The 23,693-nt window shown below is 68.9% G+C and carries 26 protein-coding genes; 14 read left to right on the top strand and 12 right to left on the bottom strand.

What is annotated here, in order from left to right; translation table 11 throughout:
* Nucleotides 1–55 precede the first annotated feature (55 nt).
* Nucleotides 56–1,363, top strand: a complete 1,308-nt coding sequence (locus C8D93_RS17195) for a sensor histidine kinase (RefSeq protein ID WP_110266466.1) — start codon at nt 56–58, stop codon at nt 1,361–1,363.
* A gap of 2 nt (nt 1,364–1,365) precedes the next feature.
* On the opposite strand, the gene C8D93_RS17190 is transcribed toward C8D93_RS17195, so the two are convergent.
* The 9 genes from C8D93_RS17190 to C8D93_RS17150 form a co-directional block, all read right to left on the bottom strand.
* Nucleotides 1,366–2,691, bottom strand: coding sequence for an NADH:flavin oxidoreductase/NADH oxidase family protein (locus C8D93_RS17190; protein WP_110266465.1), 1,326 nt, complete (start codon nt 2,689–2,691; stop codon nt 1,366–1,368).
* Between the two features lie 79 nt (nt 2,692–2,770).
* Nucleotides 2,771–3,568 (bottom strand): DODA-type extradiol aromatic ring-opening family dioxygenase, encoded by a 798-nt coding sequence (locus C8D93_RS17185; protein ID WP_110266464.1) that lies wholly within the window; start codon nt 3,566–3,568, stop codon nt 2,771–2,773.
* A gap of 2 nt (nt 3,569–3,570) precedes the next feature.
* On the bottom strand, nt 3,571–3,969 hold the full coding sequence (locus C8D93_RS17180) for a cell division protein (protein WP_110266463.1): 399 nt from the start codon (nt 3,967–3,969) through the stop codon (nt 3,571–3,573).
* A gap of 47 nt (nt 3,970–4,016) precedes the next feature.
* Nucleotides 4,017–4,835, bottom strand: coding sequence for a bifunctional DNA-formamidopyrimidine glycosylase/DNA-(apurinic or apyrimidinic site) lyase (gene mutM, locus C8D93_RS17175; protein WP_110266462.1), 819 nt, complete (start codon nt 4,833–4,835; stop codon nt 4,017–4,019).
* Nucleotides 4,836–4,957: 122 nt separating this feature from the next.
* Complete coding sequence (locus C8D93_RS17170; RefSeq protein ID WP_110266461.1) at nt 4,958–5,839, bottom strand: DUF4340 domain-containing protein; 882 nt, start codon at nt 5,837–5,839, stop codon at nt 4,958–4,960.
* Nucleotides 5,840–5,850: 11 nt separating this feature from the next.
* Nucleotides 5,851–7,254: a GldG family protein gene (locus C8D93_RS17165; protein ID WP_110266460.1), complete on the bottom strand. Its 1,404-nt coding sequence runs from the start codon at nt 7,252–7,254 to the stop codon at nt 5,851–5,853.
* Nucleotides 7,255–7,270: 16 nt separating this feature from the next.
* Nucleotides 7,271–8,017 (bottom strand): ABC transporter permease, encoded by a 747-nt coding sequence (locus C8D93_RS17160; protein WP_110266459.1) that lies wholly within the window; start codon nt 8,015–8,017, stop codon nt 7,271–7,273.
* Nucleotides 8,017–8,976: an ABC transporter ATP-binding protein gene (locus tag C8D93_RS17155; RefSeq protein WP_110266458.1), complete on the bottom strand. Its 960-nt coding sequence runs from the start codon at nt 8,974–8,976 to the stop codon at nt 8,017–8,019. Before C8D93_RS17155 ends, C8D93_RS17160 begins: the two co-directional genes overlap by 1 nt.
* Nucleotides 8,977–9,092: 116 nt before the next feature.
* On the bottom strand, nt 9,093–9,953 hold the full coding sequence (locus tag C8D93_RS17150; RefSeq protein WP_110266457.1) for a lysophospholipid acyltransferase family protein: 861 nt from the start codon (nt 9,951–9,953) through the stop codon (nt 9,093–9,095).
* 354 nt (nt 9,954–10,307) lie between these two features.
* Between C8D93_RS17150 and dtd the strand changes: the two genes are divergently transcribed.
* The 12 genes from dtd (at nt 10,308) to C8D93_RS17090 (ending at nt 19,608) form a co-directional block, all read left to right on the top strand.
* Nucleotides 10,308–10,748 (top strand): D-aminoacyl-tRNA deacylase, encoded by a 441-nt coding sequence (gene dtd, locus C8D93_RS17145; protein ID WP_110266456.1) that lies wholly within the window; start codon nt 10,308–10,310, stop codon nt 10,746–10,748.
* Between the two features lie 202 nt (nt 10,749–10,950).
* A complete protein-coding gene (gene hisB, locus C8D93_RS17140; RefSeq protein WP_110266455.1) occupies nt 10,951–11,544 on the top strand; it encodes an imidazoleglycerol-phosphate dehydratase HisB in 594 nt (197 codons plus the stop codon).
* A 56-nt stretch (nt 11,545–11,600) separates the two neighbouring features.
* Nucleotides 11,601–12,242: an imidazole glycerol phosphate synthase subunit HisH gene (gene hisH / locus C8D93_RS17135; RefSeq protein WP_110266454.1), complete on the top strand. Its 642-nt coding sequence runs from the start codon at nt 11,601–11,603 to the stop codon at nt 12,240–12,242.
* Nucleotides 12,243–12,386: 144 nt separating this feature from the next.
* Nucleotides 12,387–13,112: a 1-(5-phosphoribosyl)-5-[(5-phosphoribosylamino)methylideneamino]imidazole-4-carboxamide isomerase gene (gene hisA / locus C8D93_RS17130; RefSeq protein ID WP_110266453.1), complete on the top strand. Its 726-nt coding sequence runs from the start codon at nt 12,387–12,389 to the stop codon at nt 13,110–13,112.
* 48 nt (nt 13,113–13,160) lie between these two features.
* Nucleotides 13,161–13,961, top strand: coding sequence for an imidazole glycerol phosphate synthase subunit HisF (gene hisF, locus C8D93_RS17125; RefSeq protein ID WP_110266452.1), 801 nt, complete (start codon nt 13,161–13,163; stop codon nt 13,959–13,961).
* A 58-nt stretch (nt 13,962–14,019) separates the two neighbouring features.
* Nucleotides 14,020–14,352 (top strand): phosphoribosyl-ATP diphosphatase, encoded by a 333-nt coding sequence (locus C8D93_RS17120; protein WP_422635961.1) that lies wholly within the window; start codon nt 14,020–14,022, stop codon nt 14,350–14,352.
* 16 nt (nt 14,353–14,368) lie between these two features.
* Nucleotides 14,369–14,608: a Sec-independent protein translocase subunit TatA gene (gene tatA / locus C8D93_RS17115; RefSeq protein WP_110266450.1), complete on the top strand. Its 240-nt coding sequence runs from the start codon at nt 14,369–14,371 to the stop codon at nt 14,606–14,608.
* A gap of 23 nt (nt 14,609–14,631) precedes the next feature.
* Nucleotides 14,632–14,922 (top strand): Sec-independent protein translocase protein TatB, encoded by a 291-nt coding sequence (tatB, locus tag C8D93_RS17110; RefSeq protein ID WP_110266449.1) that lies wholly within the window; start codon nt 14,632–14,634, stop codon nt 14,920–14,922.
* Nucleotides 14,923–14,926: 4 nt separating this feature from the next.
* Complete coding sequence (gene tatC, locus C8D93_RS17105) at nt 14,927–15,706, top strand: twin-arginine translocase subunit TatC (protein WP_110266448.1); 780 nt, start codon at nt 14,927–14,929, stop codon at nt 15,704–15,706.
* A gap of 60 nt (nt 15,707–15,766) precedes the next feature.
* On the top strand, nt 15,767–17,308 hold the full coding sequence (locus C8D93_RS17100) for a hypothetical protein (RefSeq protein ID WP_110266447.1): 1,542 nt from the start codon (nt 15,767–15,769) through the stop codon (nt 17,306–17,308).
* Between the two features lie 44 nt (nt 17,309–17,352).
* The gene (locus C8D93_RS17095) at nt 17,353–18,171 is read left to right on the top strand and encodes an SDR family NAD(P)-dependent oxidoreductase (RefSeq protein WP_110266543.1); all 819 of its coding nucleotides are present in this window, start codon (nt 17,353–17,355) and stop codon (nt 18,169–18,171) included.
* A 9-nt stretch (nt 18,172–18,180) separates the two neighbouring features.
* Nucleotides 18,181–19,608: a M20 family metallopeptidase gene (locus C8D93_RS17090; RefSeq protein ID WP_110266446.1), complete on the top strand. Its 1,428-nt coding sequence runs from the start codon at nt 18,181–18,183 to the stop codon at nt 19,606–19,608.
* A gap of 9 nt (nt 19,609–19,617) precedes the next feature.
* Here the strand turns inward: C8D93_RS17090 and C8D93_RS17085 are convergent, their stop codons facing one another.
* The 3 genes from C8D93_RS17085 to hemB are packed head-to-tail and all read right to left on the bottom strand — an operon-like array spanning nt 19,618 to nt 22,813.
* On the bottom strand, nt 19,618–20,982 hold the full coding sequence (locus C8D93_RS17085; RefSeq protein ID WP_110266445.1) for a GGDEF domain-containing protein: 1,365 nt from the start codon (nt 20,980–20,982) through the stop codon (nt 19,618–19,620).
* 11 nt (nt 20,983–20,993) lie between these two features.
* Nucleotides 20,994–21,803, bottom strand: a complete 810-nt coding sequence (gene aroE, locus C8D93_RS17080) for a shikimate dehydrogenase (protein WP_110266444.1) — start codon at nt 21,801–21,803, stop codon at nt 20,994–20,996.
* 14 nt (nt 21,804–21,817) lie between these two features.
* A complete protein-coding gene (hemB, locus tag C8D93_RS17075) occupies nt 21,818–22,813 on the bottom strand; it encodes a porphobilinogen synthase (protein ID WP_110266443.1) in 996 nt (331 codons plus the stop codon).
* Between the two features lie 66 nt (nt 22,814–22,879).
* On the opposite strand from hemB, the gene C8D93_RS17070 reads away from it, so the two are divergent.
* Nucleotides 22,880–23,674: a sterol desaturase family protein gene (locus tag C8D93_RS17070; protein ID WP_110266442.1), complete on the top strand. Its 795-nt coding sequence runs from the start codon at nt 22,880–22,882 to the stop codon at nt 23,672–23,674.
* Nucleotides 23,675–23,693 lie beyond the last annotated feature (19 nt).

The raw sequence follows: 23,693 nt of genomic DNA, 5'->3' as shown, positions 1-23,693 counted from the left end.
TGTGCTGACGTCCCACCCGGTCGCGCCGGAAGGCGCGTCTGCCTAAACTCGCGCGATGCGCGGTCTCTCGCTTGATGCCCGCTTCGCCCTGCTGAGCGCCCTGCTCGCCGTGTGCGCATCCGCGGTCGGCATCGGCGTGCTGCGAACGATGGATTCGTCGCTGCTCGCCGTGCTCGCCGCCGGCGGCGTGTCGCTGATCGGTGCGCTCGTCATCGCCCGCCGCCAGGTCGAGCCGCTCGAGCGCCTGCTGCGGGCGCTGCAGGGCGCGGTGGCCAGCTTTCGCGACGGCGACTTCAGCCTGTCGATCGCCAGTGCGCGTCACGACGTCATCGGCGAGCTGTCGCGTCAGCACGGCGAGCTGGCGCGCACGCTGCGCGAACAGCGCCAGCACCTGGTGCAGCGCGAGCTGCTGCTCGACACCGTCGTGCAGAACACGCCGGTGGCGCTGGTCCTGGTCGACGACGGCGGCCACGTCGCCTACGCCAACCTCGCGGCGCGCCAGCTGTTCAACGAGAACCGCAGCCTCGCCGGCACGCGTTTCGACGACATCGTCGATGCAGGTCCGCCGGCGATGCGCGAGGCGCTCGCCGGCGGCGGCGATGCACTGTTCAGCGTCGGCTTTCCGGATGGCGAGGAGACCTTCCATCTGTCGCAGCGCGGGTTCCGGCTGCAGGGTCGCGGGCACCGCCTCTACCTGTTCCGGCGCATGACCCGCGAACTCTCGCGGCAGGAAGTCGCCACGTGGAAGAAGGTCATCCGCGTGATGAGCCACGAACTCAACAACTCGCTGGCGCCGATCTCGTCGATGGCGCACTCCGGCAGCGAGCTGGCCAGGCGCGGCCAGACCGAACGCCTGCCCGAGGTCTTCGCCACCATCGGCACCCGCGCCCGGCACCTGCACCAGTTCATCGAAGGCTACGCCCAGTTCGCGCGCCTGCCGGCACCGCGGCTCGAAACCGTCGCCTGGACCGAGCTGATCGGTGCGCTCGCGCAGCAGGTGCCGTTCCGCCTCGCCGGCGAGGCACCGGAGGACTCGGTGCGCGTTGACCCGGTGCAGGTCGAGCAGGTGCTGATCAACCTGCTGAAGAACGCGCACGAAGCCGGCAGCGCGGCCGAGGCCGTCGAACTGGAAATCCTGCGCGTGAACACGCAGTGGCGGATCGAGATCCGCGACCGCGGGTCGGGCATGAGCGACACCGTGCTCGCGAACGCACTGCTGCCGTTCTACTCGACCAAGCGCAGCGGCACCGGACTGGGTCTCGCGCTCGCTCGCGAGATCGTCGAAGCCCACGGCGGCCGCATCCAGCTCGCCAACCGCGACGGCGGCGGCCTGCGCGTCACGCTGAGCCTGCCGGCGGCGTAGGCCTATTCGCCCGGCGGCGTTGCCCCGGCATCGAGCGCGCGCCGCGCCTTGCGCATGCGCGCCGCGACGGTCTGCTCGTCCGCGAGATAGGCGAAGAAGGACTTGCCGACGCCACGATTCAGGTCGGGTTCGAGCCCGTCGGCCAGGCGGAACAGCTGCTGGTAGTACCAGCCCTGCTGGCCGAGCACGTTGACCAGCTTAATGAAGAACAGCGGGCTGGCGCCCGACAGCCAGCGCGATGAACCGAGCTTGAGGGTCTTCTCGTAGCGCGGTGCTTCGTCGACCGCGCGCGCGAGCAGGCGCTTCGGAAAATCGGTATCGGTGCACAACGGCCGGCCGAGGCCGATCACATCGCAGTGACCGCCGGACAGGGCGTCCTCCATGCCGGCCCGCGTGCGAAAACCGCCGGTGACCATCAGCGGCATCTTCGCGATGCCGCGGATGCGTTCGGCGTAGTCCAGGAAGTAGGCCTCGCGTTGCCGCGTGCTCTGGCGCCGGTGATCGGTCGCCGAATCGTCGCGTCCGGAGAACCCGAGCAGCTGCGGCTGCTCGTAGGTGCCGCCGGAAATCTCCAGCAGGTCGACCTTCTCGGCATTGAGCATCTCGACGACGCGCAGGCAGTCCTCGTTGGAGAAGCCACCCTTGCGGAAGTCGTCGGAGTTGAGCTTGATGCCGACCGGGAAATCGTCGCCGACCGCGGCGCGGGTCGCGCGAACGGTCTCGATCAGGAAGCGTGCTCGGTTGTCGATGCTGCCGCCCCACGCGTCGGTCCGGACATTGGTGACCGGCGACAGGAAGGAGCTCAGCAGATAGCCGTGTGCGGAATGGATCTGCACACCGGTGAAGCCGGTCTCGCGCGCGGTGCGCGCCGCATGGGCGAAGCGCTGGATGAAGTCGAGGATCTCGTCCTCGCGAAGTTCACGCGGCCGGGCGTAGTTGCCGAACAGATCGAGCTGCACCGCCGACGGTCCCATGGGTTCGCGCGCGATGTAGCGCGGCGACTGGCGGCCCGCGTGCGAGATCTGCATCCACAAGTGATTGCCGGCGACGGTGCCGGCCTTTGCCCAGGCCTTGAGCCGTTCGATGCCGCCGTTGCCGTCGATGGCGACATTGCCCGGGCGTTCGAGCACACGGCGGTCGATCTGCACGTTGCCGGTGAGCAGCAGGCCGGCACCGCCTTCGCTCCAGCGCCGGTAGAGCGTGTTGTGCCGTTCGGTCGCGCGCAGCCAGGGATCGGCGATGCTCTCGGTCATCGCCGCCTTGCACAGGCGGTTGGGCAGCGTGGCGCCACAGGGCAGCCGGAAAGGCTGCGCGAGCAGATCGGTCATGAAACGGTCCCCGGTCGATTACATACCGGCCAGTATGTCGGGGTCGATCCGCCGGGGGCAACACCCGGCGGCGCGCCGCTCAGCCGAAGCGGTAGGCCGACACGCGGTTGCCCATGATCGGCTCGCTGTAGACGCGCGTACCCACGTCATCGCCGGCCGCCCCGGCCGCAACCATCATCGGCAACAGGTGTTCCTCGCGCGGATGGGCAGCGCGTGCGCCGGGTGCGCGCTGCCAGTCGACCAGTGCGGCGTCGCGGCGATCGGGCGCATCGACCGCGGCGGTAGTCAGCCAGTCGTCGAACACCTGTGCATCCCGGGCGCTGTCGCCGCGCATCAGCGCGCGCACGTCGTGAAAGCTCATGCCGCTGCCGAGGATCAGCACGCCCTCGTCGCGCAGCGGCGCCAGCGCGCGGCCCAGGCGCAGATGCTCGGCCGGATCGAGGCCCTCGCGCAGCGACAGCTGGACGACGGGGAGCTGCGCCGGCGGGTCGATCAGCAGCATCGGCACGAAGACGCCGTGATCCAGGCCGCGATCGTCGATGCGGGCGCACGGCAGTCCGGCGCCGCGAATCCGCTCTACCACCAGCGCCGCAAGCACCGGATCGCCCGGCGCCGGGTACTGCAGGCGGTAGGTATGCGGCGGAAAGCCGTGGTAGTCGAACAGCAAGGGTGGTTGCGCCGCGGCATTGACGGTGAAGTCTGGCGCTTCCCAGTGCGCGGAGATCACCAGCACCGCACGTGGCCGCGGCGCGCCGTCGAGCAGGCTGCGCAGGAAGACCTCCATGCCCTTCCAGGTATCGGCCGGCCCGATCGGCGACCAGTCCATGAAGAAGCACGGTCCGCCGCCGTGCGGGATGAACCAGCTCGGCTGACGCATGCTCACATCGCACTCCGGGCGATCTGCACACGCCGCCACAGCGCCGGAATCAGGATCGCGGCGCTTGCGACGGCGTCGAGCGCAACGGCGTGCATCCAGCCGTAGGCGTAGCAGATCGCCGCGTCGAGCGGTGCCCAGACGAGGATGCCGGCAATCAGCGCGTTGGCTGCCCAGGCCTGGTTGCGGCGCAGGCCGTGCTGAACGAGAAACAGCATGAGCAAACCCCAGCTGGCGACGGTCGGGCCGAAGAGGGCGAACGCAGTACGTGCATCACGATCGGCAAGCGGCAGCCAGGCGTCGAGCCAGCCCGTGCGCAGCAGGACGAACGGCAGCGCCAGTCCGGCGATGACGTGCGCGATGGCGACGAAACCCAGCCAGCGGTCGAGGCGATCCGGATTCATGCCGCCAGCTTAGGACCTTCGGCAATCCGGGTCACGACGCTCGGGCGCTACCGCTGGCAGCGTGTGCAGTAGAACGACGAACGCTGGCCGATGACGATGCGGCGGATCGGCGACGCGCAGACGCGGCAGGGCTCGCCGTCGCGACCGTAGACGGACAGTGCCTGCTGGAAGTAGCCGGACGCGCCGTCGGCACCGGCAAAGTCGCGCAGCGTCGTGCCGCCCAGCTCCACTGCTTCCGCGAGCACCTCGCGGATGTGTGCGGCAAGGCGCGCGCAGTCCGCGCGCGTGAGTTTTCCCGCGGCGCGCGTCGGGCGGATACCGGCGCGGAACAGCGCCTCGGTCGCGTAGATGTTGCCGGCCCCGACGACGATGCGGCCGTCCATGACGAAGCTCTTGACCGCCGCACTGCGGCCGCGCGACAGCCGGAACAGGTAATCGCCGTCGAAGGCATCGGAGAACGGCTCGGGCCCCATGCCGCGCAGCAGCAGGTGTTCGGTTTCGGCGGCGGGCCACCACAGCATCGCGCCGAAGCGGCGCGGATCGTGGAAGCGCATGATCCGCCCGCTGTCGAGCGTCCAGTCGACGTGATCGTGCTTGCGTAGCGGCACCGACGGCTCGAGCACGAGAATGCGCCCGCTCATGCCCAGATGCAGGATCACGCGGTCGCCGCTGTCGAGCACGACGATGAGGTACTTGCCGCGCCGGTCGATCCGTTCGACGCGCCGCCCGGCCAGCTTGGCCGGCAGCTCCGCAAGGATCGGCCAGCGCAGGCGCGGTTCGCGCACCGTCGCCGCGGCGATGCGACGATGCTGCAGGTACGGCGTCAGACCGCGGCGGACGGTCTCGACCTCGGGCAATTCGGGCATGGGGGATTATGGTCGCGCCGTGTTCGCCGCCGCCAACAATGCACCTGTAGGAGCGCCTTCAGGCGCGACCATGCGCCCGGATCAACAGACGGCTCGCGCCCGAACGCGCTCCTGCAGGGTCTCTATTCGGACGGCGTCGGCTCGTCCGCGGACGCTTCGGGCGGCGGGGTCGGCGCGGGCTCGGCCAACTTCGTCAGCCTGTCGAGCTCGGCCTTGGACACGGTGTAGCGCACGCCATAGGCCGGATTGTCGATCTTGAGCTGCGGCTCGCGCTCGACGATGCGCAGGTTCAGCTCGCCGTCGGCGAGGACGATGCGCACCGGATCGCCGGCGTCGCCGGCATCGTCCGGGCGCTCGGCGTTCCACATCGCCCGCAGCTCACGCCAGGCGGTGACGACCGGCTCGACCCGCGCCGACTCGGCGTCGGGGTGCTCTGGCGAGGTCCAGGCGTCGTTCTCGCGCGCGACCGTCAGTCCCGGCAGCTCGATGCGGCGGATCTCGGCGCCGGGCGGCACCAGCGGCTTGGCCACGAGGTCGCTGTAGTCGGCGTCGAGTGCGGCGCTCGGCGGGTCGAGCACCAGTGCGACCTGGTCGCCGGTGCGCACGTAGCGCCGGTGCTCGATCGGTTCGCTGTCGCCGAAGGCGAGTTCGGTGTCGTTGAGCGTGATGCGGTACTGCGGCGGGTCGAGCTTGAGTTCGGCCAGGTCCACCTCGGCAGCGGCGAGGCTGCGCTTGACGTCGGTGCTCGCCAGATTGACGAGGCTGGCGACCTCGAACTCGTCGGCGGGTGCCTGTACCGGCTCGACCAGCCGCCACTGCCCGTCCTGCTTCTGCAGCCGGATCACGGGCGCGTCCGGATGGGCGACGGTGATCGAGCTGACCGCGTCCTGCGCCAGCGGCGTCAACGGCGGAAACACCTCGTCCTGTTCGCGACTGAACCACAGCAGCGCGCCGAGCCCGGCCACGGCCACGGCCAGCGCGACGTTGAGATGCGAGCGCTTCATCGCGGTCCCCCTTAGCGGCGGCGGCGCACGGCCCAGCGTGCGACGCCGAAGCCGACGAGCGTCAGCGGCAGCAGCAGCACGAAGATCGCCGAGATCGTGACCGTGGCCCAGCCCGGCAGATAGAGCATCGTGTCCGGCGCGGCCTTGATGTCGATGTTGAGCTGCGCATCGCGCGTCGCCAGCCACTGCACGATGTTCAGGCCGAGCTGCTGGTTGCCGAGTTCGCCGACGTAGGCGTCGGCGAGGAAGTCGGCATCGCCGACGAGCACGACGCGCTGCGGACGGGCCGCCGGTGTGGCGTCGTCGGCCGCGTCGTCCGTCTGACCGTCACCGTCGGCGGAGGCCGGCGGTGTGTACGAGCGCGTCAGCGTCACGCCGATGTTCAAGGGTCCGGGGATGTCGGTGTCGTCGAGCGCCACCGTGCCGGCCTCGATGTCGCCGGTCTCGAGCCAGGCGGCGTCCGAGGTCTGCAACATCGGTTGCAGCGTCCAGCCCTCGGCGCCCTGGCCGGCGATCGAGCGCACGAACGGGAACAGCGTCACCAGATCGAGCCCCTGCGTCACCGCGTTCGGCGGATAGCCGATTGCGGCGAAGAAGCCGGGGTGGCCGGTGCCGAGCAACTGGTACTCCGGCAGGATCGCGTAGCCGTTCTGCCACTCGATACCGAGGTCCTGCGCCAGCGGCTCGATGCCGACCGGAAAGTCCGGATCGGCCAGCCACAGCAGGTTGCCGCCGTTGTTCACGTACTCGCGGATCAGCGCGATCTCGCCGTCGAACAGCTTCGCCGTCGGCGACGCGATCACCAGCACGCTGGTGTTGTCGGGGATCGCGGGCGTCTGCACCAAGTTCAGGCCCTGGACCTTGAGACCCTTGTCGCGCAGCGCCTGGGCGAAGCGCGCGTAGCTGTCCGGCCCCTCGCCCGCCGTCGCGCGCTCGCCGTGACCCTCGAGGAAGACCACGAACTGCTCGCCCGAGTACGACAGCCGCTGCAGCGCGGTGGTGATGCTCTGCTCGGTGGTCGCTCGCAGGTTCTCGCGGCGGCCCTGGTATTCGACGACGACCTCGCCGATGAAGTTGATGTTGAACTCGCGCACCTTCTGCGGCGAGACGCTCGGGTCGATGTACTGGACACGGATGTCCTTCTTCTCGCGCAGGTACTTGCCCAGGTCCTCCTCCACCGCACGCCGGGTGTCGGCGCCGCTGGGGGCGAACACGTAGAAGGTCACCGGGTCGGCGAGCGAGTCGAGCAGCTGGACGCTGGCGTCGGTCAGCGTGTTGCGCTTGTTCGCGGTCCAGTCGAGCTCGGTCTTGAAGCGCACCGAGACGAAGCCGAGCAGCACGATGACGGCGGCGACGAGCACGCCGTTGCCGAGCTGCTGGAACAGGGTCCCTTTCTTGTTGATGCTCTGGTTCATTGGTTGCGTCCCCCGGTCAGTTGCGTTCCATGTCCAGTCGCAGCACCGTCAGCGACAGGAACAGCGCGGAGAACAGCACGTAGTAGATCGCGTCCGCGGTATCGAAGACGCCGCGACGCAGACTCTCGTAGTGGTCGATCAGCGAGAGGTAGCCGAACAGTTCCTTGAACGGGATCGAATCGTTGTACGCCAGGATGTTCAGCAGCCACACCACCAGCAGCAGGCCGAAACTGCCGACTGCGGCGATCGTCGGTTCGCGCGTGCACGAGGACACGAACAGGCCGGCGGCGCCGAAGGACATCATCAGCAGGAACAGGCCGAGCAGGCCGGCGACGATGCGTCCCCAGTCGAGGTCGGTCGACCAGTTCAGCGCCAGCGGCATCAGTGCCATCAGCAGGATCACCACGCCGATGAAGCCGAGCAGGCCGGCGAACTTGCCGAGCACGATCTCGGTCAGCGACACCGGCGCCGAGAACAGCAGCGTCAGGCTGTTGGATTTGCGCTCCTCGGCGAACAGCCGCATCGTCATCAGCGGCATCACCAGCAGCAGCAGGATCGTCGCGAAGCCGTACAGCGAGCCGCCGATGTAGTCCGACACGCCGAACTGATCGTTGCCCATTCCCGCGTTGGCGGCGTACTCGACCAGCAGGTTGATGAAGACGAAGCCCATGATGAACTGCACGATCGCGAGTACCGCCCAGGCCAGCGGCGACAGGAAGATGCGGCGCAGCTCGTAGCGCGCGATATTCAGGACATTGGTCATCACGCGGCCTCCTTCTCGATGTCGCCCACCCGCTGTTCGTCGCCGGACGTGAGTTCGACGAAGATCTCCTCAAGCGTGCGCGCCTGCGCGCTCAGCTCGTAGAGCCCCCAGTTGCCGCGCGCCGCGGCCTCGGCGAGCGCTTCGCGCGGATCGGCCTTGTCCTCGTGTTCGATGTGAAAGCGTCCGGGTTCGATGGCCCGGACCCGGCGCACGCCGACGATGCCCTGCAGCGCGGACACCTCCGGCGGCCGGCGCAGGCCCAGCGTGATCGCGCCGACGCCGCTGCCGCGGGTCGCATCGATCGATTCGTTGTAGACCACGCGGCCGCGGGCAATGATCATCACCCGCGAACACACGGCCTGGATCTCCGGCAGGATGTGGCTCGACAGGATGACGCTGTGATTGGCGCCCAGGTCCTTGATCAGCTTGCGGATCTCGCGGATCTGGATCGGGTCGAGGCCCACCGTCGGTTCGTCGAGGATCACCACCGGCGGGCGGTGGATGATGGCCTGCGCGATGCCGACGCGCTGCTGATAGCCCTTCGACAGATTGCCGACGAGGCGGTGACCGACGTCGCCGAGCCCGCAGTCGCGCTTGGCCGAATCCACCGCAGCGTCGCGGTCGGCCTTGGCGACGCCGTGCAGGCCGGCGCAGTAGCGCAGGTACTCGTCGACGGTCAGTTCCGGATAGACCGGCGGCTGCTCGGGCAGGTAGCCCAGATGCCGTTTCGCGGCCTTGGGCTCCTCGCGCAAGGACACGCCCTTGATCCGGGTCTCGCCGTCGCTGGGCGCCAGGTTGCCGGTGAGCATCTTCATCGTCGTCGACTTGCCGGCGCCATTGGGGCCGAGCAGGCCGAGAATCTCCCCCTTCCGCAGCGTGAGATCCAGCGTCTCCACGGCCACGGTCGGTCCGTACCGGCGCGTGAGCCCACGCGCCTCGATCAGGACTTCGCTATCCATATCCCTTTGTCTGTGTTGTGGAAAAACGGCGCTGTCTCGGACAGGCGTCGCGCCGGTGAGTTCCGAGATCGCGCGATTGTAGGGGCGGCCGGCGCCGCTTCAAGGCTTGTGCAGGGTCAATACAGCCGGGGCTGGCCTTCGGGCCGCCGCCGGAAACGCTTGTACCCCCACCAGTACTGCTCGATGCAATCACGCGCGCAACGTTCGAGGCCGGCATTCATCGCCGACACCGCCGTTTCCAGATCCTCGCTGTCGATGCCCGCTGGCGCCGGAAAGCAATGGGCGATGAAGCCGCGGCCCCAGCTCAGGCGCTCGCCGTAGAAGAACACCACCGGCGCGCCGGTCTTGCGGACCAGCTTGGCGACCAGCGTCGGCGAGTGCGCCGGCTGGCCGAAGAACGGCGCGAAGACGCCGCGGCCGGGCGGCGGGTCCTGGTCGGGCATGAAGTAGATCGTCTCGCGCCGCTTGAGCACTTCCAGCAGCGGCCGGCCGACGGCGCTGTCGGCGGCGTACATGTTGCCGCCGAAGCGGCAGCGCCCGGCGGTCGCGATCTCGTCGAGCACGCCGCCCTGGCGCTTGTACAGGCCGGTGGCCGGATGCATCTTCGAGTACGGAATCGCCACCGACTCCCAGTTGCCCTGGTGCAGCGTCAGCAGGATCAGCCCCTTGTTCTTCGCCAGCGCCGCGTCGATGTGCTCGCGGCCGTGCCATTCGCGGATCAGGCCGAGCACCCGCTGCTCGGGGGCCAGCCAGATCACCGCCAGCTCGAGAATCGTCTTCATCTCATGGCACAGCGACCGCCGGACCAGCCGCCGGCGCTGCGCGGGCGTGAGCCCGGGCTGGCACAGCGCGAGGTTGGCGTAGGCGGCCCGCCGGCGGCTGTTTGGCAGCAGCCACAGCAGCCAGCCGAGCAGATTGCCCAGCCCCTGCAGCAGCGGCAGCGGCAAGCGGGCGAGAACCTGGAACAAGATGCGCATGGCGCGGCATTATGCGCATCCTGCGCAAGCCCGGGCCGTGCCGGTCCGGACTTTTCGAACGAGCTGCCGGATTTCTGCCCGCCGGCGGGCGCAGCGGCCGGATCGGGAAATGGCCCGCAGACGGTCCGCTGAGCTCCCTTCTCCGGCGAGCCGTCCGGGCTGGCGCAGGACGCGCAAAAAAAGAAAAGCCCGGTGGGAAACCGGGCTCGAAGGGAGGAGGAAAAAACCATGTTGCCCCGTCCGGCCGATTCAGGGGAGGCCGGGCGAAGCGAGACCAGTTTGACGGGACGGCCCGCGGTGGCGATGTCCGCGGATCGTCCCGTCCCCTTGTAGGAAAATGACTCAAGAGGCCTGATGATCGGATTGCTGCAACGGGTCCGCCGCGCGGCGGTGACCGTCGACGGGAGCTGCAAGGGCGAGATTGGGCCGGGGCTGCTGGTGCTGGTCGGGGTGCGTCCCGAGGACGGTCCGGCGCAGGCCGAACGCCTCGTTGAACGCCTGCTCGGCTACCGGGTGTTCGCCGACGGGGACGGACGCATGAACCGGTCGCTGCGCGACACCGGCGGCGGGCTGCTTCTGGTGCCGCAGTTCACGCTGGCCGCGGACACCCGGCAGGGCAGCCGGCCGGGATTCTCCACGGCGGCGGCGCCCGGGCACGCGCGCGCACTGTTCGATCACCTCGCGACGACAGCGCAGCGCGAGTGGCCCGGCACCCGGACCGGTGTTTTTGGCGCCGACATGCAGGTCGAACTGGTCAACGACGGACCGGTGACGTTCTGGCTGGAGGCCCGCTAGGACAACCTGCCGGAGGCGGACGAGCCGGTCCGGCACGCGCGGCCATTTCGCTCCGGACACCGCCAGCGCGGCTGCTCCCGGGGCTGCAGCTTCCGCCGCGAGCAGGCGCGCGGCGCCTGAAACACCGGGTTCCCGACGGATGGTTCAAATCCGGGCGGGGCGGGAGTACCATGGCGGCCCTTTGCGCCAGCCCCAAGGCGAAATGGCCGCCCGCAACGCCAGCGTCCAACGCGATACCCGCGAAACCCAGATCCGCGTCAGCCTGAATCTCGATGGTTCGGGCGAGGGTCGTTTCGCCACCGGCATCCCGTTTCTCGACCACATGCTGGACCAGGTGGCCCGCCACGGCCTGATCGACCTCGACATCGAGGCCAGGGGCGACCGCGAGATCGACGATCACCACACGGTCGAGGACATCGGCATCACCCTGGGCCAAGCCTTCGACAAGGCGGTCGGCGACAAGAAGGGCATCGTCCGCTACGGACACAGCTACGTCCCGCTCGACGAGGCCCTGTCGCGCGTCGTCGTCGATCTGTCCGGCCGGCCGGGGCTCGAATACTTCGTCGAGTTTCCGCGCGCGCGCATCGGCGAGTTCGATGTCGACCTGTTCCGCGAGTTCTTCCAGGGCTTCGTCAATCACGCCAAGGTGACGCTGCACATCGACAACCTGCGCGGCCGCAATGCGCACCACATCGTCGAGACCGTGTTCAAGGCCTTCGGCCGGGCGCTGCGCATGGCCTGCACGCACGATCCGCGGCTGGGCGACGTCACGCCATCCACCAAGGGCACTCTCTAACGTCAGGACCGGCGATCGCGGCGTGACGCCGCGGCGTGTGTCGACGCGACTTCATCATGGCAGCATCCATCGGCGTCATCGACTACGGCATGGGCAACCTGCACTCGCTGGGCAAGGCCCTGGAGCGGGTGTCGAGTGCGAGCCGCGTGGTCATCAGCTATGACCCGGAAGAACTGATGGCCTGCGATCGTCTGGTGCTGCCCGGCGTCGGCGGCGTGCGCGAGTGCATGAACGAGTTGCGCCGCCTGGAGCTGAACCAGATGGTCGTCGAGGCCGCGCGCGACAAGCCGATGCTCGGCATCTGCCTGGGCATGCAGGTGATGCTCGAATGGAGCGACGAGAACGGCGGGGTGCCGGCACTCGGCCTGTTCCCCGGCAAGGTCGTGCGTTTCCCCGATCCGTCGCCGGACGCGCACGGCGACCGTCTCAAGGTTCCGCACATGGGCTGGAACCGCGTCGTGCAGACCCGTGCACACCTGCTGTGGGACGGCGTGCCGGACGACGCCTGGTTCTACTTCGTGCACAGCTATCACGCCGCGCCGGCCAATCCCGAACACGTCCTCGGCACGGCCGACTACGGACATGCCTTCGCGGCGGCGATCGCGCGCGACAACATCGCCGCGTTCCAGTTTCACCCGGAGAAGTCGCAGAACACCGGCATGACGCTGCTCGGCAACTTCGCCCAATGGAGTCCGTGAGCGGCCGCTGATCCCGCAGAGTTGCCAGCGCCGGTCGAATTGGGCAGAGTGCTGTTCAAGTCAGGCATCGAAGCGCCACAACCCATCTGAATCGGGCCGCATCCCGCATCGAACCGTTCCCCTCCTGACAATTCCCTCAGCCTCATGCTGTTGATTCCCGCTATCGATCTGAAAGGCGGCCAGTGCGTGCGTCTGCGCCAGGGGCGCATGGACGACGTCACGGTCTTCTCCGACGACCCGGTCACCGTCGCCCGCCGCTGGGCCGACGAAGGCGCCGAGCGCATCCACATCGTCGACCTCGACGGTGCCGTCAAGGGTCAGCCGATCAACATCGGCGTCGTCGAGCAGATCGCCGCGGCGGTCGAGGTGCCGGTGCAGGTCGGCGGCGGCATCCGCGACGAAGAGACGGTGCAGCGCTATCTCAATGCTGGTGTGCAGTACGTGATCATCGGCACCAAGGCCGTGAACGCACCGCACTTCCTGCACGACCTGTGCCTCGAGTTCCCGCGCCACATCATCGTCAGCCTCGATGCCAAGGACGGTCGCGTCGCGCTCAACGGCTGGGCCAAGCTCACCGGGCATGACGTGATCGAGACCGCGCTGCACTGCGAGCGCGACGGCGTCGAGGCCATCATCTACACCGACATCGCCAAGGACGGGATGATGCAGGGCTTCAGCGTCGATTCCACGCGCAATCTCGCGCGGGCGCTGAAAACCCCGGTGCTCGCCTCGGGCGGTGTGAGTTCGCTCGACGACATCCGCACGCTCAAGGAACTCGAACCCGACGGCGTCGCCGGCGCCGTCATCGGCCGCGCGCTCTACCAGGGTTCGCTCGACTTCAAGGAAGCGATCAAGATCGCGCGCGGCTGAGGCCGCGCTTCACGGCGACACCGCCGTTCCCGGATTCAGGTATTCACAGTGCTCGCCAAACGCATCATCCCCTGCCTTGACATCGACCGCGGCCGCGTGGTCAAGGGCATCAAGTTCGAGGACGTGCAGGACGCCGGCGATCCGGTCGAGGTCGCACGCAAGTACGACCAGCAGGGCGCCGACGAACTGGTGTTCCTCGACATCACCGCCAGTCACGAGGCGCGGCCCATCCTGTTCCAGACCGTCGAGAAGGTTGCGCGCGAGATCTACATCCCGCTGACCGTCGGCGGCGGTGTGCGCACCTGCGCCGACGTGCGCTGCCTGCTGTCGGCGGGCGCGGACAAGGTCAGCATCAACACCGCGGCGGTCGAGAACCCGGGCTTCGTCACCGAGGCCGGCGGCCGCTACGGCGTGCAGTGCATCGTCGTCGCGATCGACGCCAAGCGCGTCGTGCCGAAGAAGCCACCGCTGGCGCGCAAGTCCGCCCGTGTCGAGCCGCCGCGCTGGGAGATCTTCACGCACGGCGGGCGCAAGGCCACCGGGCTCGACGCCATCGAATGGGCGGTGAAGATGGTCGAGCACGGCGCCGGCGAGCTGCTGGTCACCAGCATGGATCGTGACGGCACCAAGGCCGGCTACGACGTCGAACTGCTCGACGCCATCTCCGCCGCGGTCAGCGTGCCGGTGATCGCGTCCGGCGGTGTCGGCACCCTGGAACATCTGCACGCCGGTCTGGTGGCCGGGCATGCCGATGCGGTGCTGGCCGCGAGCATCTTCCACCACGGCACCTACAGCGTCGGCGAGGCCAAGCACTATCTCGCCGACAAGGGCGTGCAGATCCGGCTCTGAAGCGCACGGTCCGGCCGGAGTACACTTGTCTTCCGGACGCAATCAACGGATGTCAGGCTTGACCACCCCCGGCGACACGATCGGCGAGCTGTATCGCGTGCTCCAGGACCGCAGGACGGCGGACCCGGGCGCGTCGTACGTCGCCAGTCTGTACCGCAAAGGTCCGGACGCGATCCTGAAAAAGGTCGGAGAGGAAGCTGCTGAAACCCTGATCGCGGCGAAGAATCCGGACGACGAGGCCCTGGTGCGCGAACTCGCGGACCTGTGGTTCCACACGCTGGTGCTGATGGCGAGCCGCGACATCGAGCCGCAGCGCGTGACCGGCGAACTGGCGCGTCGTTTCGGTACGTCGGGGCATGCGGAAAAGGCGGCGCGGCCGCAGACGTCCTAGCTAACGAGGTGATGAGATGGGTTCGCTGAGTATTGGTCACTGGCTGATCGTGCTGGTCATCGTGCTGCTGATCTTCGGCACCAAGAAGCTGCGCAATCTCGGCGGCGACCTGGGCGGTGCGATCAAGAACTTCAAGAGTTCGATGCGCGAAGGCGAGGCCGAGGCCAACGAGGACAAGGACAAGGCGCAGATCGCCAGCGCGCAGCCGACGCAGCGCGAGACTGCCGGCGCCAAGCAGGAAGACAGCAAGGTCTGAAAGCCGCAGGCGGCGTCGGCGACATGTTCGACTTCAGTTTCACCGAGATCGCGCTGTGCATGGTCATCGCGCTGATCGTGCTCGGTCCCGAGAAGCTGCCGAAGGTCGCGCGGACCGTCGGCCGCTGGGCCGGGCAGGCGCGGGGCTACCTGCGCAATCTCACGGCCGAACTCGACCGCGAGGCCAAGCTGTCCGAACTCAAGCAGCAGCTCGACGAGGCCAACCGCGTCGTGCGCGAACAGAACCGCTCGCTGAACTCGGCGATCGAGAAGACCGTTTCCGAGCTGGGCAAGGACACGCCACCCAAGCCCTGAGCGCATGAGCGAAGCCGAACCCGAACCCCGGCAGCAGGAACAGCCGCTGATCGCGCATCTGCTGGAACTGCGCGACCGCCTCCTGAAGATCGTCTGGGGCGTGCTGCTGGTATTCCTGCCGCTGATGGCCTTCGCCAAGGACATCTACGCATGGCTGGCGCAGCCGCTGCTGCGGATGCTTCCCGAAGGCACGTCGATGATCGCCACCGAGGTGGCGTCGCCGTTCTTCACGCCGATCAAGCTCGCCGCGCTGGTCGCTTTCGTGCTCGCGATGCCGTGGGTGCTCTACCAGGTCTGGGCCTTTGTCGCGCCGGGGCTGTACAAGAACGAGCGCCGGCTGGTCGTGCCGCTGCTGGCGTCGAGCACGCTGCTGTTCTACGCGGGCATCGCGTTCGCGTACTTCCTGGTGCTGCCGACGGTCTTCAAGTTCATCATCGGCATTGCGCCCGAGGGCGTGGCGGTGATGACCGACATCGCCAAGTACCTGGACTTCGTGCTGGCCCTGTTCCTGGCCTTCGGCTTCGCGTTCGAGACGCCGGTCGCGCTGGTGCTGATGGTCAAGACCGGCTTCGTCACGCCGGCGAAGCTCGGCGAGATGCGTGAGTACGTGCTGGTCGGTGCCTTCGTCGTCGGCGCCATCTTCACGCCGCCGGACATCGTCTCGCAGATCATGCTCGCCGTGCCGGTGTACCTGCTCTACGAACTGGGCATCGTCGCGTCGCGCATCCTGGTGCCCGGCGCCCGTGAAGTGGAGGCGCAGCAGCGCCAGCAGGACAGCGGCTGATCCAGCGGCACGCTCCTTGCTCCGTCCCCTCCCATAACAGGGGTCACGGGGAGCAGGAACATGCGGATCTCGATCCGGGCGGGCTTGGTGGTGCTGTCGGCGGCGTTCACGTCCAGCGGCTGGGCGCACGCCGATCACGCGACGGCGTCGGCGAAGGCGGATTTTCCGGTGCGCGAGACCTCGCACGCCGACGGCATCCTCGCCGTCGACGAGGCCTGGTTCTGGGACGGCGGCACGCTCGACGGCCGTGTGCCGGACGGTGCCTTGTGTGACCTCACCGCGCCGTGTCCGGTGTTTGCGGTCGAGGTCGCCGACGGTGGCCGCCGCTTGCGCGTGGGCATCGACACGCCGGAGCGTCTCGACACCTTCGTCGTCGAGGTCTTCGACCCGCAGGGCGCCCTCGCCGGATCGGACAGCAACGCCAACCAGTTCAATTCCGAGGTGCTGGTCGACGCACCGGTCGGCGGCCGCTGGACCGTGCGCGTGCGTCCGGAAGCGGTGACCCGGGCGTCGTTCCGCCTGCGCGCCAAGCTCGAATCGGAACTGCCCGAGGAGCGCTTCACCGGCGGCGCCCGCCGCGCGCTGCTGCCGAACCTGCGCACGGTGCCGCCGTACGAGTTCACGTTCGTGGCGCCGGCGAACCCGCTCAACGGGCTGTACCCGCCGGACACGATCAACCCGCCGCTGGAAGTCGCCGGCATTGCCCCGCTTTCGTGCACGGCCGACGAGATGGCACCGCCATCGCTCGGCGGCGGCGGCGCCGTCGACTGCCTGCGCTTCACCTCGGGACCGATCAACCTCGGCCCGGGCATCTACGACATGCGCTTCAGCCTGCTCGAGGACGCGCTCGCCGGCACCGCCTATCTCAATCTCGAGGAACTGCTCGCGCGCACCGTCGTCGGCCCCAAGCTGCAGGCCGTGCACTTCAGCGACGGCTCGGTCGAGTTCATCCCGGCCGGCACCTACTCCTTCCACCCGGTGCACTTTCACTTCCACGACGACTACGTGCTGAGCTTCGAGCTGTATGCCGTCACCGATCCCGAGCACGGCGGCGGCCTCACGCCGGCGGGTCTGGGCACCAAGTCCGGCTTCTGCCCGGCCGACCAGCTGTTCGGCGACTGGGCGGACTTCGGCCAGGGCTACGAGACGCCCGGCGGCGACTCGCCGCTGGACAACTGCTTCTCGCCGGTCGGTGGCGTGCTCGGCCTGTCCGTGGGCTGGGGCGACGTCTACCGCTGGCAGCGGCCCGGCATGTACGTGGAGTTCGGCGGCCAGCCGAACGGCCGCTACGTGGTGCGCTCGATCGTCGATGCCGAGCACCGGGTGCTCGAGACCAACGACGGCGACAACGTCTCGTACGCCTATATCGAGGTGCAGGGACGCACGATCGAACTGATCGAGCGCGGCTGGGGCCTGGACCCCTGGGATCCGGACAAGGTCGTGTTCGACGGGCCGGGCCCGGTGCAGCGTTCCGCGACGGCGGCCGGTGCAGCGGCGCAGGACAGTGGTGGCGGCGGTGCGCTGCCCCTGCTGTCGCTGCTGCTGGCCGGCGCCTGCGCCGGGATGCGATACCGGCGAAGGAGGCCTGTCGCACCGGCGTAGGCGTGCGCGGCCTATCATGTGCGCCGCACATGAAGGGATCGCCGATGTACAGACTCGACAACAAGGTGGCCGTGGTGACCGGCGCGGGCTCGGGAATCGGCCGCGCACTCGCGCTGCAACTGGCCGGCAAGGGCTGCCGGCTGGCGCTGTCCGACATCAAGGCCGACGCGCTGGCCGAGACGGCGGCGATGCTGCCGTCGCCGCCATACACGCAGACGGTCGATGTCGCCGACCGCGATGCGGTCTTCGCCTTTGCCGATGCGGTCAAGCGCGAATGCGGCGGCGCCCACGTGATCATCAACAATGCCGGCGTCGCCCTCGCCCAGACCATCGAGAACATGAGCTTCGAGGACTTCGAATGGCTCATGAACATCAATTTCTGGGGCGTGGTCTACGGCACCAAGGCCTTCCTGCCGACACTGCGTGCGCAGGACGACGGCGTCATCGTCAACCTGTCGAGCATCTTCGGCATCATCGCGGTACCGACGCAGGGCGCCTATCACAGCGCCAAGTTCGCCGTGCGCGGCTTCACCGAGACGCTGCGCCAGGAGCTCGACGGCAGCGGCGTGTCGGCGGTGTGCGTCCACCCCGGCGGCATCCGCACCAACATCGCCCGCAACGCGCGGCACTATGTCGATTCGCTCGGCAACACCGACGCCGGAAAGGCGGTCGCGCAGTTCGACAAGATCGCGCGCACGACCGCCGACGAGGCCGCGCGCGTGATCATCGACGGCATCGAGCGCCGGCGCCCGCGCGTGCTGATCGGCACCGACGCCAAGCTGCTCGACCGCATCCAGCGCTGGGCACCGGTCAACTACCCCCGCATCCTCGGCGCGCTGCTCAAGCGCCTGCGCGACCGCTGAGTGCCCGCCATGGACCGTTCGCAGATCCAGCGTTGCATCGCCGCGCTGTGGGACGACGAGATCGTGCCGCAGCTCACCGAATACATCCGCATTCCGAACAAGTCGCCGCTGTTCGATCCGCAGTGGCAGGAGCACGGCTACATGGACGACGCCGTGCGCCTGATGGAGAACTGGGCACGGAGCAAGCTCGATGCACTGCCGGGCGCGACGCTGGAAGTGATCCGCCTAGAAGGGCGCACGCCGCTGATCTTCATCGACATCCCGGCGGCGCATGGCGGCCGCGCCGACGATGTCGTGATCCTCTACGGCCATCTCGACAAGCAGCCGGAAATGAGCGGCTGGGCCGACGGCCTGGGTCCGTGGACACCGGTGCTCAGGGACGAGCGGCTCTACGGGCGCGGCGGCGCCGACGACGGTTACGCGATCTTCGGTTCGCTCGCGGCGCTGCTCGCACTGCGCGAGCAGAAACTGCCGCAGTCGCGCTGCGTGGTGCTGATCGAGGCCTGCGAGGAATCCGGCAGCTACGATCTGCCGCACTACGTCGATCATCTCGCGCCGCGGCTGGGCAAGGCCGCGCTGGTCGTGTGCCTCGACTCCGGTTGCGGCAACTACGACCAGCTGTGGCTGACGACGAGCCTGCGCGGTCTGGTCGGCGGCAACCTGCGCGTCGATGTGCTGACCGAAGGCGTGCACTCCGGCGATGCGTCCGGCGTGGTGCCGTCGAGCTTCCGCGTGTTGCGGCAGATTCTCTCGCGGCTCGAGGACGAGACCAGCGGCGAGATCCGTCCACGCGATTTCCACGTCGAGATTCCGCCGCAGCGGATCGAGCAGGCCAGGGCGGCAGCGCAGGCGCTCGGCGAAGAGGTGTACAGCAAGTTTCCCTTCGTCGACGGCATGCGGCCGGCCGACGACAACCTGACCGAACTGGTGCTCAACCGCACCTGGCGGCCCAAGCTCGCCGTCACCGGTGTCGACGGCCTGCCGGCCCTGTCGAGTGCCGGCAATGTGCTGCGCCCGTTCACGACGGTGAAGCTGTCGCTGCGGATTCCGCCGACGCTCGACGGCAGGAAGGCGGCCGAAGCGCTCAGGCGCATCGTCGAAGCCGAGGCGCCCTACGGCGCGAAGGTCCGTTTCGAGGGCGAGAAGTCGGGCAGCGGCTGGAATGCGCCGCAGCTCGCGCCGTGGCTGGAACAGGCCGTCGACGCCGCGTCGCGCGCCTACTTCGGCCCGCCACCGGTGTACATGGGCGAAGGCGGCACGATTCCGTTCATGGGCATGCTCGGGGAGAAGTTCCCGCAGGCGCAGTTCCTCGTCACCGGTGTGCTCGGCCCGCACTCCAACGCGCACGGCCCGAACGAGTTCCTGCACATTCCCACGGGCAAGCGCGTGAGCATGGTCGTGGCCGACATCGTCGCGCGGCACGCCGTGGCGGACTGAGACCTGCCGTCAGGCGCGCTGCGCCCGACGCTCCAGCTTGTTCGCGTACATGCGTTCGTCGGCGATGCGCAGCGCCGCTTCGAGCGGGCGGCTTGCCGTCAGGTCCACGGGGGCGTGGCCGGCGCTGAACGCCAGCGGGTAGTCCGACCGCCGTTCCGCCTGGAGCTGGGCAGCGGCATCGTGCAAGGCCGCGACTCGCTGATCGGGGTCGCCGGTATCGTCGATCGCCAGCGCCACCAGTTCGTCGCCGCCGATCCTGCCGATCACGTCGCTTTCGCGAAAGCCGCGTCTGAGCAGTTCCGCCATCGTGCGGATGAACTCGGAGCCGGCGTCATGGCCGAGGGAATCGTTGATCCGCTTGAGACCGTCGAGATCGAAGAAGAACAGGCGCGCCGACTGACCGTTGCGCCTGGCGAGCGCCAGCGCCTGTTCGGCGATGAGCATGAATCCGCGGCGGTTGTGTGCGCCGGTGAGTTCGTCCGTCAGCGAGGCATGCCGCAGGCGCGACTCGAGCGCGTTGATGCGCCAGGCCATCCAGATCACCAGGCACATCACGATCAGCGTCTGGCTGGCCACGGTGACCGCGGTGGAGGTCGCGCGGTCGGCGATGCCGTTCTCCGAGGCATACAGCCGCAGCAAGGCCAGCACCGACGGCAGGACGAGCGCGGCCGGCAGGACGATGCGCGCGATGTGGCTGCCGATGCCGACGCCGACCAGCACCGAGGTGAATCCGTAGAGCGCGCGGCGTGCCGCGATGGTGAAGGCCAGCAGCAGAAAGCAGATCAGGCTCTGCGGCGAGGTCACCGTCTCCCCGGAGATGCCGTACAGGCCGGAGGCCCTGAACAGGTAGCCGCACAGCAGCATCAGCACGACGCCGACCAGGGCGACGACCAGCAGGTCCGCGAGGCGGGCGCCGAAACCGCTCGTCCGGCGCAGCAGCAGCATCGCCGCCGCGGCGAGTGCCAGCACCGTGGCCGTCTGCGGCGACATTCGCCCGGGCAGCGACGGCGACGGATCGCGCACGACGAGTTGGTCGATGAACAGCGACAGTCCGGTGGCGTACTGGAACAGCGCGCCGAGTGCCAGCGCGAGCACCACCGCCGACAGCAGCAGGGTCGCACGCACCCGCGCCGGCGCCGCACCCGGCACGCGCAGCAGCAGGCCGAGGGCGATGAGGCCGCAGCCCAGCGCGGTGTTGAACTTCATCTGCTGCCAGCCGGGGGCGTCGAGCGCCGGCAGCAGCGGACGGACCAGCCACAGCAGCAGGACGGCCGCCGAGATCGCGGCGGCGGTGATCGCGCAGATCCGCTCGATCCGCGCGAGTCTCCCGAGCAGCGCGAGGTCCGGCTGATTCGAGGCGGAAGGAGCGCTCATGCGTCGGCCGCCTACTCGCGCAGCCGCGCGATGACGGCATCGAGCCGGTCCGGCACCACGCCGCGCCAGGCCTCGAAGGCCGCCGCGGCCTGTCCGACGAGCATGCCGAGGCCGTCGGCGATGCGCGCCGCACCCTGCGCTTCGGACCAGGCCCTGAACGGAGCGAACGCCGCGCCGTAGGACAGGTCGTAGCAATCGCCGCCGCGGGCGAGCAGCGGGCCCGGCAGCGCCGCCATGCGCCCGCTGTGCCCTGCCGCCGTGGCATTGACGACCAGGTCGTAGCGATCGCCCTTGAGTGACAGGTGCGTGCGCGGAACGATCGTGCCCAGCGGCTTGAAGGCCTCGGCCAGCGCCTCGGGTTTCCAGGGGTTGCGGTTCGAGACGACCAGTTCGGCCGGTGCGGCGGCGAGCAGCGGCTCGAGAATGCCGCGCACGGCGCCCCCGGCGCCGAGCACGAGCACGCGCCGCCCGGCAACGCCGAAGCCCAGGCGCTGCAGATCGCGGATGAAGCCTTCGCCGTCCGTGTTGTCGCCGTGCCAGCCCTGGTCGGTGCGGATCAGGGTGTTGACCGCGCCGGCCCGCTGCGCGCGCCCGGAGACGGTTTCGCACAGCGCCATGACCGCGACCTTGTGAGGCAGCGTCACGTTGAGTCCGCGATAGCCCGCCGCGTGCAGCGCCTGCAGTCGCGCGGGCAGCGCATCGGGCGCGATCTCGATCGCCTCGTAGCTCAGAACCTGGTCCGTCTGCCGCGCGAACTGCGCGTGGATCGCCGGCGAACGGCTGTGCGCGATAGGCTGGCCGATGACGGCGTAGCGGTCCATGGTGCCGGCCGGCCTCAGGCGCCGAGCCAGCCGGCGGCGTCCTTCGCGTGGTAGCTCAGGATCATGTCGGCGCCGGCGCGGCGCAGGCAGACGAGTGCTTCGAGCACGGCCTTCTTCTCGTCGAGCCAGCCGTTCGCGGCTGCGGCCTTCAACATGCTGTATTCGCCGCTGACCTGGTACGCCGCGACCGGGACGCCGAACCCGTCCTTGATTCGGCGGATGATGTCGAGATACGGCAGGCCCGGCTTGACCATGACGATGTCCGCGCCTTCGTCGAGGTCGAGCGCCACTTCGCGCAGGGCCTCGTCGGTGTTGGCCGGGTCCATCTGGTAAGTCTCCTTGCCGCCCTTGCCGAGGTTGGAGCCGGAGCCGACCGCGTCGCGGAACGGGCCGTAGAAGCTGGAGGCGTACTTGGCCGCGTAGGACAGGATCAGCGTGTCCTTGCAGCCGTCGCGCTCCAGTACCTGGCGGATGTGGCCGATGCGGCCGTCCATCATGTCGCTGGGCGCGACGATGTCGACGCCGCAGCGTGCGTACAGCAGCGCCTGCCGGCGCAGGATCTCGCAGGACGCATCGTTGTCGACACGGCCGGCCTCGTCGAGCACGCCGTCCTGCCCGTGGCTGGTATAGGGGTCGAGCGCGACATCGGCGACGATGCCGATCTGCGGCAGCGCCTGCTTCACCGCCTTGATCGCGCGGCACATCAGGCTGTCGGGGTTCAGCGCCTCGTCGCCGTTCGGCGTCTTGCGCTCCGCCGGCGTCACCGGAAACAGTGCAACCGAACGGATGCCGAGGGCGTACAGTGCCTCGCATTCACGCACCAGCTCGTCCAGGTCGAGGCGCGTGACGCCCGGCATCGCCGCCACCGGCCCGCGCAGCGCGTTCTCGGCGACGAACAGCGGCTGGATCAGTTGCGCAGGGACCAGGCGCGTTTCGCGCACCATGTCGCGGATGAAGGCGGCCTGCCGGGTACGGCGCAGCCGGGTGCTGGGGTAGGAACCGATCGCCACCGTGAGAATCCGATTCGACGCTGATGAAGTCCTTGATTATAGCGGTGCCACCATCAGGCTCCTGCGATGACTGACGCGGAAACCCTGGTGCGGCTCGGCGCGTTTCTCGGGATCGGCGTTCTGCTGCTCGCCGCCGAGGCGGCGTGGCCGCGCCGGGCGACGCCTCCGTCTCGCCGCCAGCGCTGGCCCGCGAACATCGGCCTGGTGGTCGTCGATACGCTGCTGTTGCGCCTGCTGCTGGGGGCCGGCGCGGTCGGCGTCGCGTACTGGGCCCAGGCCCATGGCATCGGCCTGCTGCAGGCGCTGGCCTGGCCGGCCTGGATCGAGCTCGGGTTCGCGCTGCTGGTGCTGGACCTGCTGATCTACGCACAGCACCGGCTGATGCACGCGCTGCCGCCGCTGTGGCGCCTGCACCGCGTGCACCACAGCGACCCGGGTTTCGACGTGACGACCGCGCTGCGCTTTCACCCGCTCGAGATCCTGCTGTCGATGGGGCTGAAGATGGGGGCGGTCGCCGCGCTCGGCGCGCCGGTCTGGGCGGTGGTCTGCTTCGAGGTGCTGCTCAACGCGACGTCGATGTTCAACCACGCCAACCTCGATCTGTCGCTGCGCACCGACCGGTGGCTGCGCCGCGTCGTGGTCACGCCCGACATGCACCGGGTGCATCACTCGATCCATCGCGACGAGACGGACAGCAATTTCGGTTTCAGCCTGCCGTGGTGGGATCACCTGTTCGGCAGTTATCGCGCACAGCCCCGGGAGGGTCACGACTCCATGCGTATCGGCCTCGAAGCGTTTCCGCGCCCCGGCGGACTGCTGCGTCTGGTCGCGCAGCCGCTGCAGCGCGGCGACGGCGGCTGAGGCGGGCTAGACTGGCCCC

The organism is Sinimarinibacterium flocculans (assembly GCF_003201205.1).
Lineage (GTDB): Bacteria > Pseudomonadota > Gammaproteobacteria > Nevskiales > Nevskiaceae > Solimonas > Solimonas flocculans.
This window is presented reverse-complemented; position numbering and strand designations above follow the sequence as displayed.

Excerpts from the sequence above, each read along its gene's own strand:
- C8D93_RS17195 (WP_110266466.1), top strand. The coding sequence starts at position 56 with ATGCGCGGTCTCTCGCTTGATGCCCGCTTCGCCCTGCTGAGCGCCCTG.
- C8D93_RS17190 (WP_110266465.1), bottom strand. The coding sequence starts at position 2,691 with ATGACCGATCTGCTCGCGCAGCCTTTCCGGCTGCCCTGTGGCGCCACG.
- C8D93_RS17185 (WP_110266464.1), bottom strand. The coding sequence starts at position 3,568 with ATGCGTCAGCCGAGCTGGTTCATCCCGCACGGCGGCGGACCGTGCTTC.
- C8D93_RS17180 (WP_110266463.1), bottom strand. The coding sequence starts at position 3,969 with ATGAATCCGGATCGCCTCGACCGCTGGCTGGGTTTCGTCGCCATCGCG.
- mutM (WP_110266462.1), bottom strand. The coding sequence starts at position 4,835 with ATGCCCGAATTGCCCGAGGTCGAGACCGTCCGCCGCGGTCTGACGCCG.
- C8D93_RS17170 (WP_110266461.1), bottom strand. The coding sequence starts at position 5,839 with ATGAAGCGCTCGCATCTCAACGTCGCGCTGGCCGTGGCCGTGGCCGGG.
- C8D93_RS17165 (WP_110266460.1), bottom strand. The coding sequence starts at position 7,254 with ATGAACCAGAGCATCAACAAGAAAGGGACCCTGTTCCAGCAGCTCGGC.
- C8D93_RS17160 (WP_110266459.1), bottom strand. The coding sequence starts at position 8,017 with ATGACCAATGTCCTGAATATCGCGCGCTACGAGCTGCGCCGCATCTTC.
- C8D93_RS17155 (WP_110266458.1), bottom strand. The coding sequence starts at position 8,976 with ATGGATAGCGAAGTCCTGATCGAGGCGCGTGGGCTCACGCGCCGGTAC.
- C8D93_RS17150 (WP_110266457.1), bottom strand. The coding sequence starts at position 9,953 with ATGCGCATCTTGTTCCAGGTTCTCGCCCGCTTGCCGCTGCCGCTGCTG.
- dtd (WP_110266456.1), top strand. The coding sequence starts at position 10,308 with ATGATCGGATTGCTGCAACGGGTCCGCCGCGCGGCGGTGACCGTCGAC.
- hisB (WP_110266455.1), top strand. The coding sequence starts at position 10,951 with ATGGCCGCCCGCAACGCCAGCGTCCAACGCGATACCCGCGAAACCCAG.
- hisH (WP_110266454.1), top strand. The coding sequence starts at position 11,601 with ATGGCAGCATCCATCGGCGTCATCGACTACGGCATGGGCAACCTGCAC.
- hisA (WP_110266453.1), top strand. The coding sequence starts at position 12,387 with ATGCTGTTGATTCCCGCTATCGATCTGAAAGGCGGCCAGTGCGTGCGT.
- tatA (WP_110266450.1), top strand. The coding sequence starts at position 14,369 with ATGGGTTCGCTGAGTATTGGTCACTGGCTGATCGTGCTGGTCATCGTG.
- tatB (WP_110266449.1), top strand. The coding sequence starts at position 14,632 with ATGTTCGACTTCAGTTTCACCGAGATCGCGCTGTGCATGGTCATCGCG.
- tatC (WP_110266448.1), top strand. The coding sequence starts at position 14,927 with ATGAGCGAAGCCGAACCCGAACCCCGGCAGCAGGAACAGCCGCTGATC.
- C8D93_RS17100 (WP_110266447.1), top strand. The coding sequence starts at position 15,767 with ATGCGGATCTCGATCCGGGCGGGCTTGGTGGTGCTGTCGGCGGCGTTC.
- C8D93_RS17095 (WP_110266543.1), top strand. The coding sequence starts at position 17,353 with ATGTACAGACTCGACAACAAGGTGGCCGTGGTGACCGGCGCGGGCTCG.
- C8D93_RS17090 (WP_110266446.1), top strand. The coding sequence starts at position 18,181 with ATGGACCGTTCGCAGATCCAGCGTTGCATCGCCGCGCTGTGGGACGAC.
- C8D93_RS17085 (WP_110266445.1), bottom strand. The coding sequence starts at position 20,982 with ATGAGCGCTCCTTCCGCCTCGAATCAGCCGGACCTCGCGCTGCTCGGG.
- aroE (WP_110266444.1), bottom strand. The coding sequence starts at position 21,803 with ATGGACCGCTACGCCGTCATCGGCCAGCCTATCGCGCACAGCCGTTCG.
- C8D93_RS17070 (WP_110266442.1), top strand. The coding sequence starts at position 22,880 with ATGACTGACGCGGAAACCCTGGTGCGGCTCGGCGCGTTTCTCGGGATC.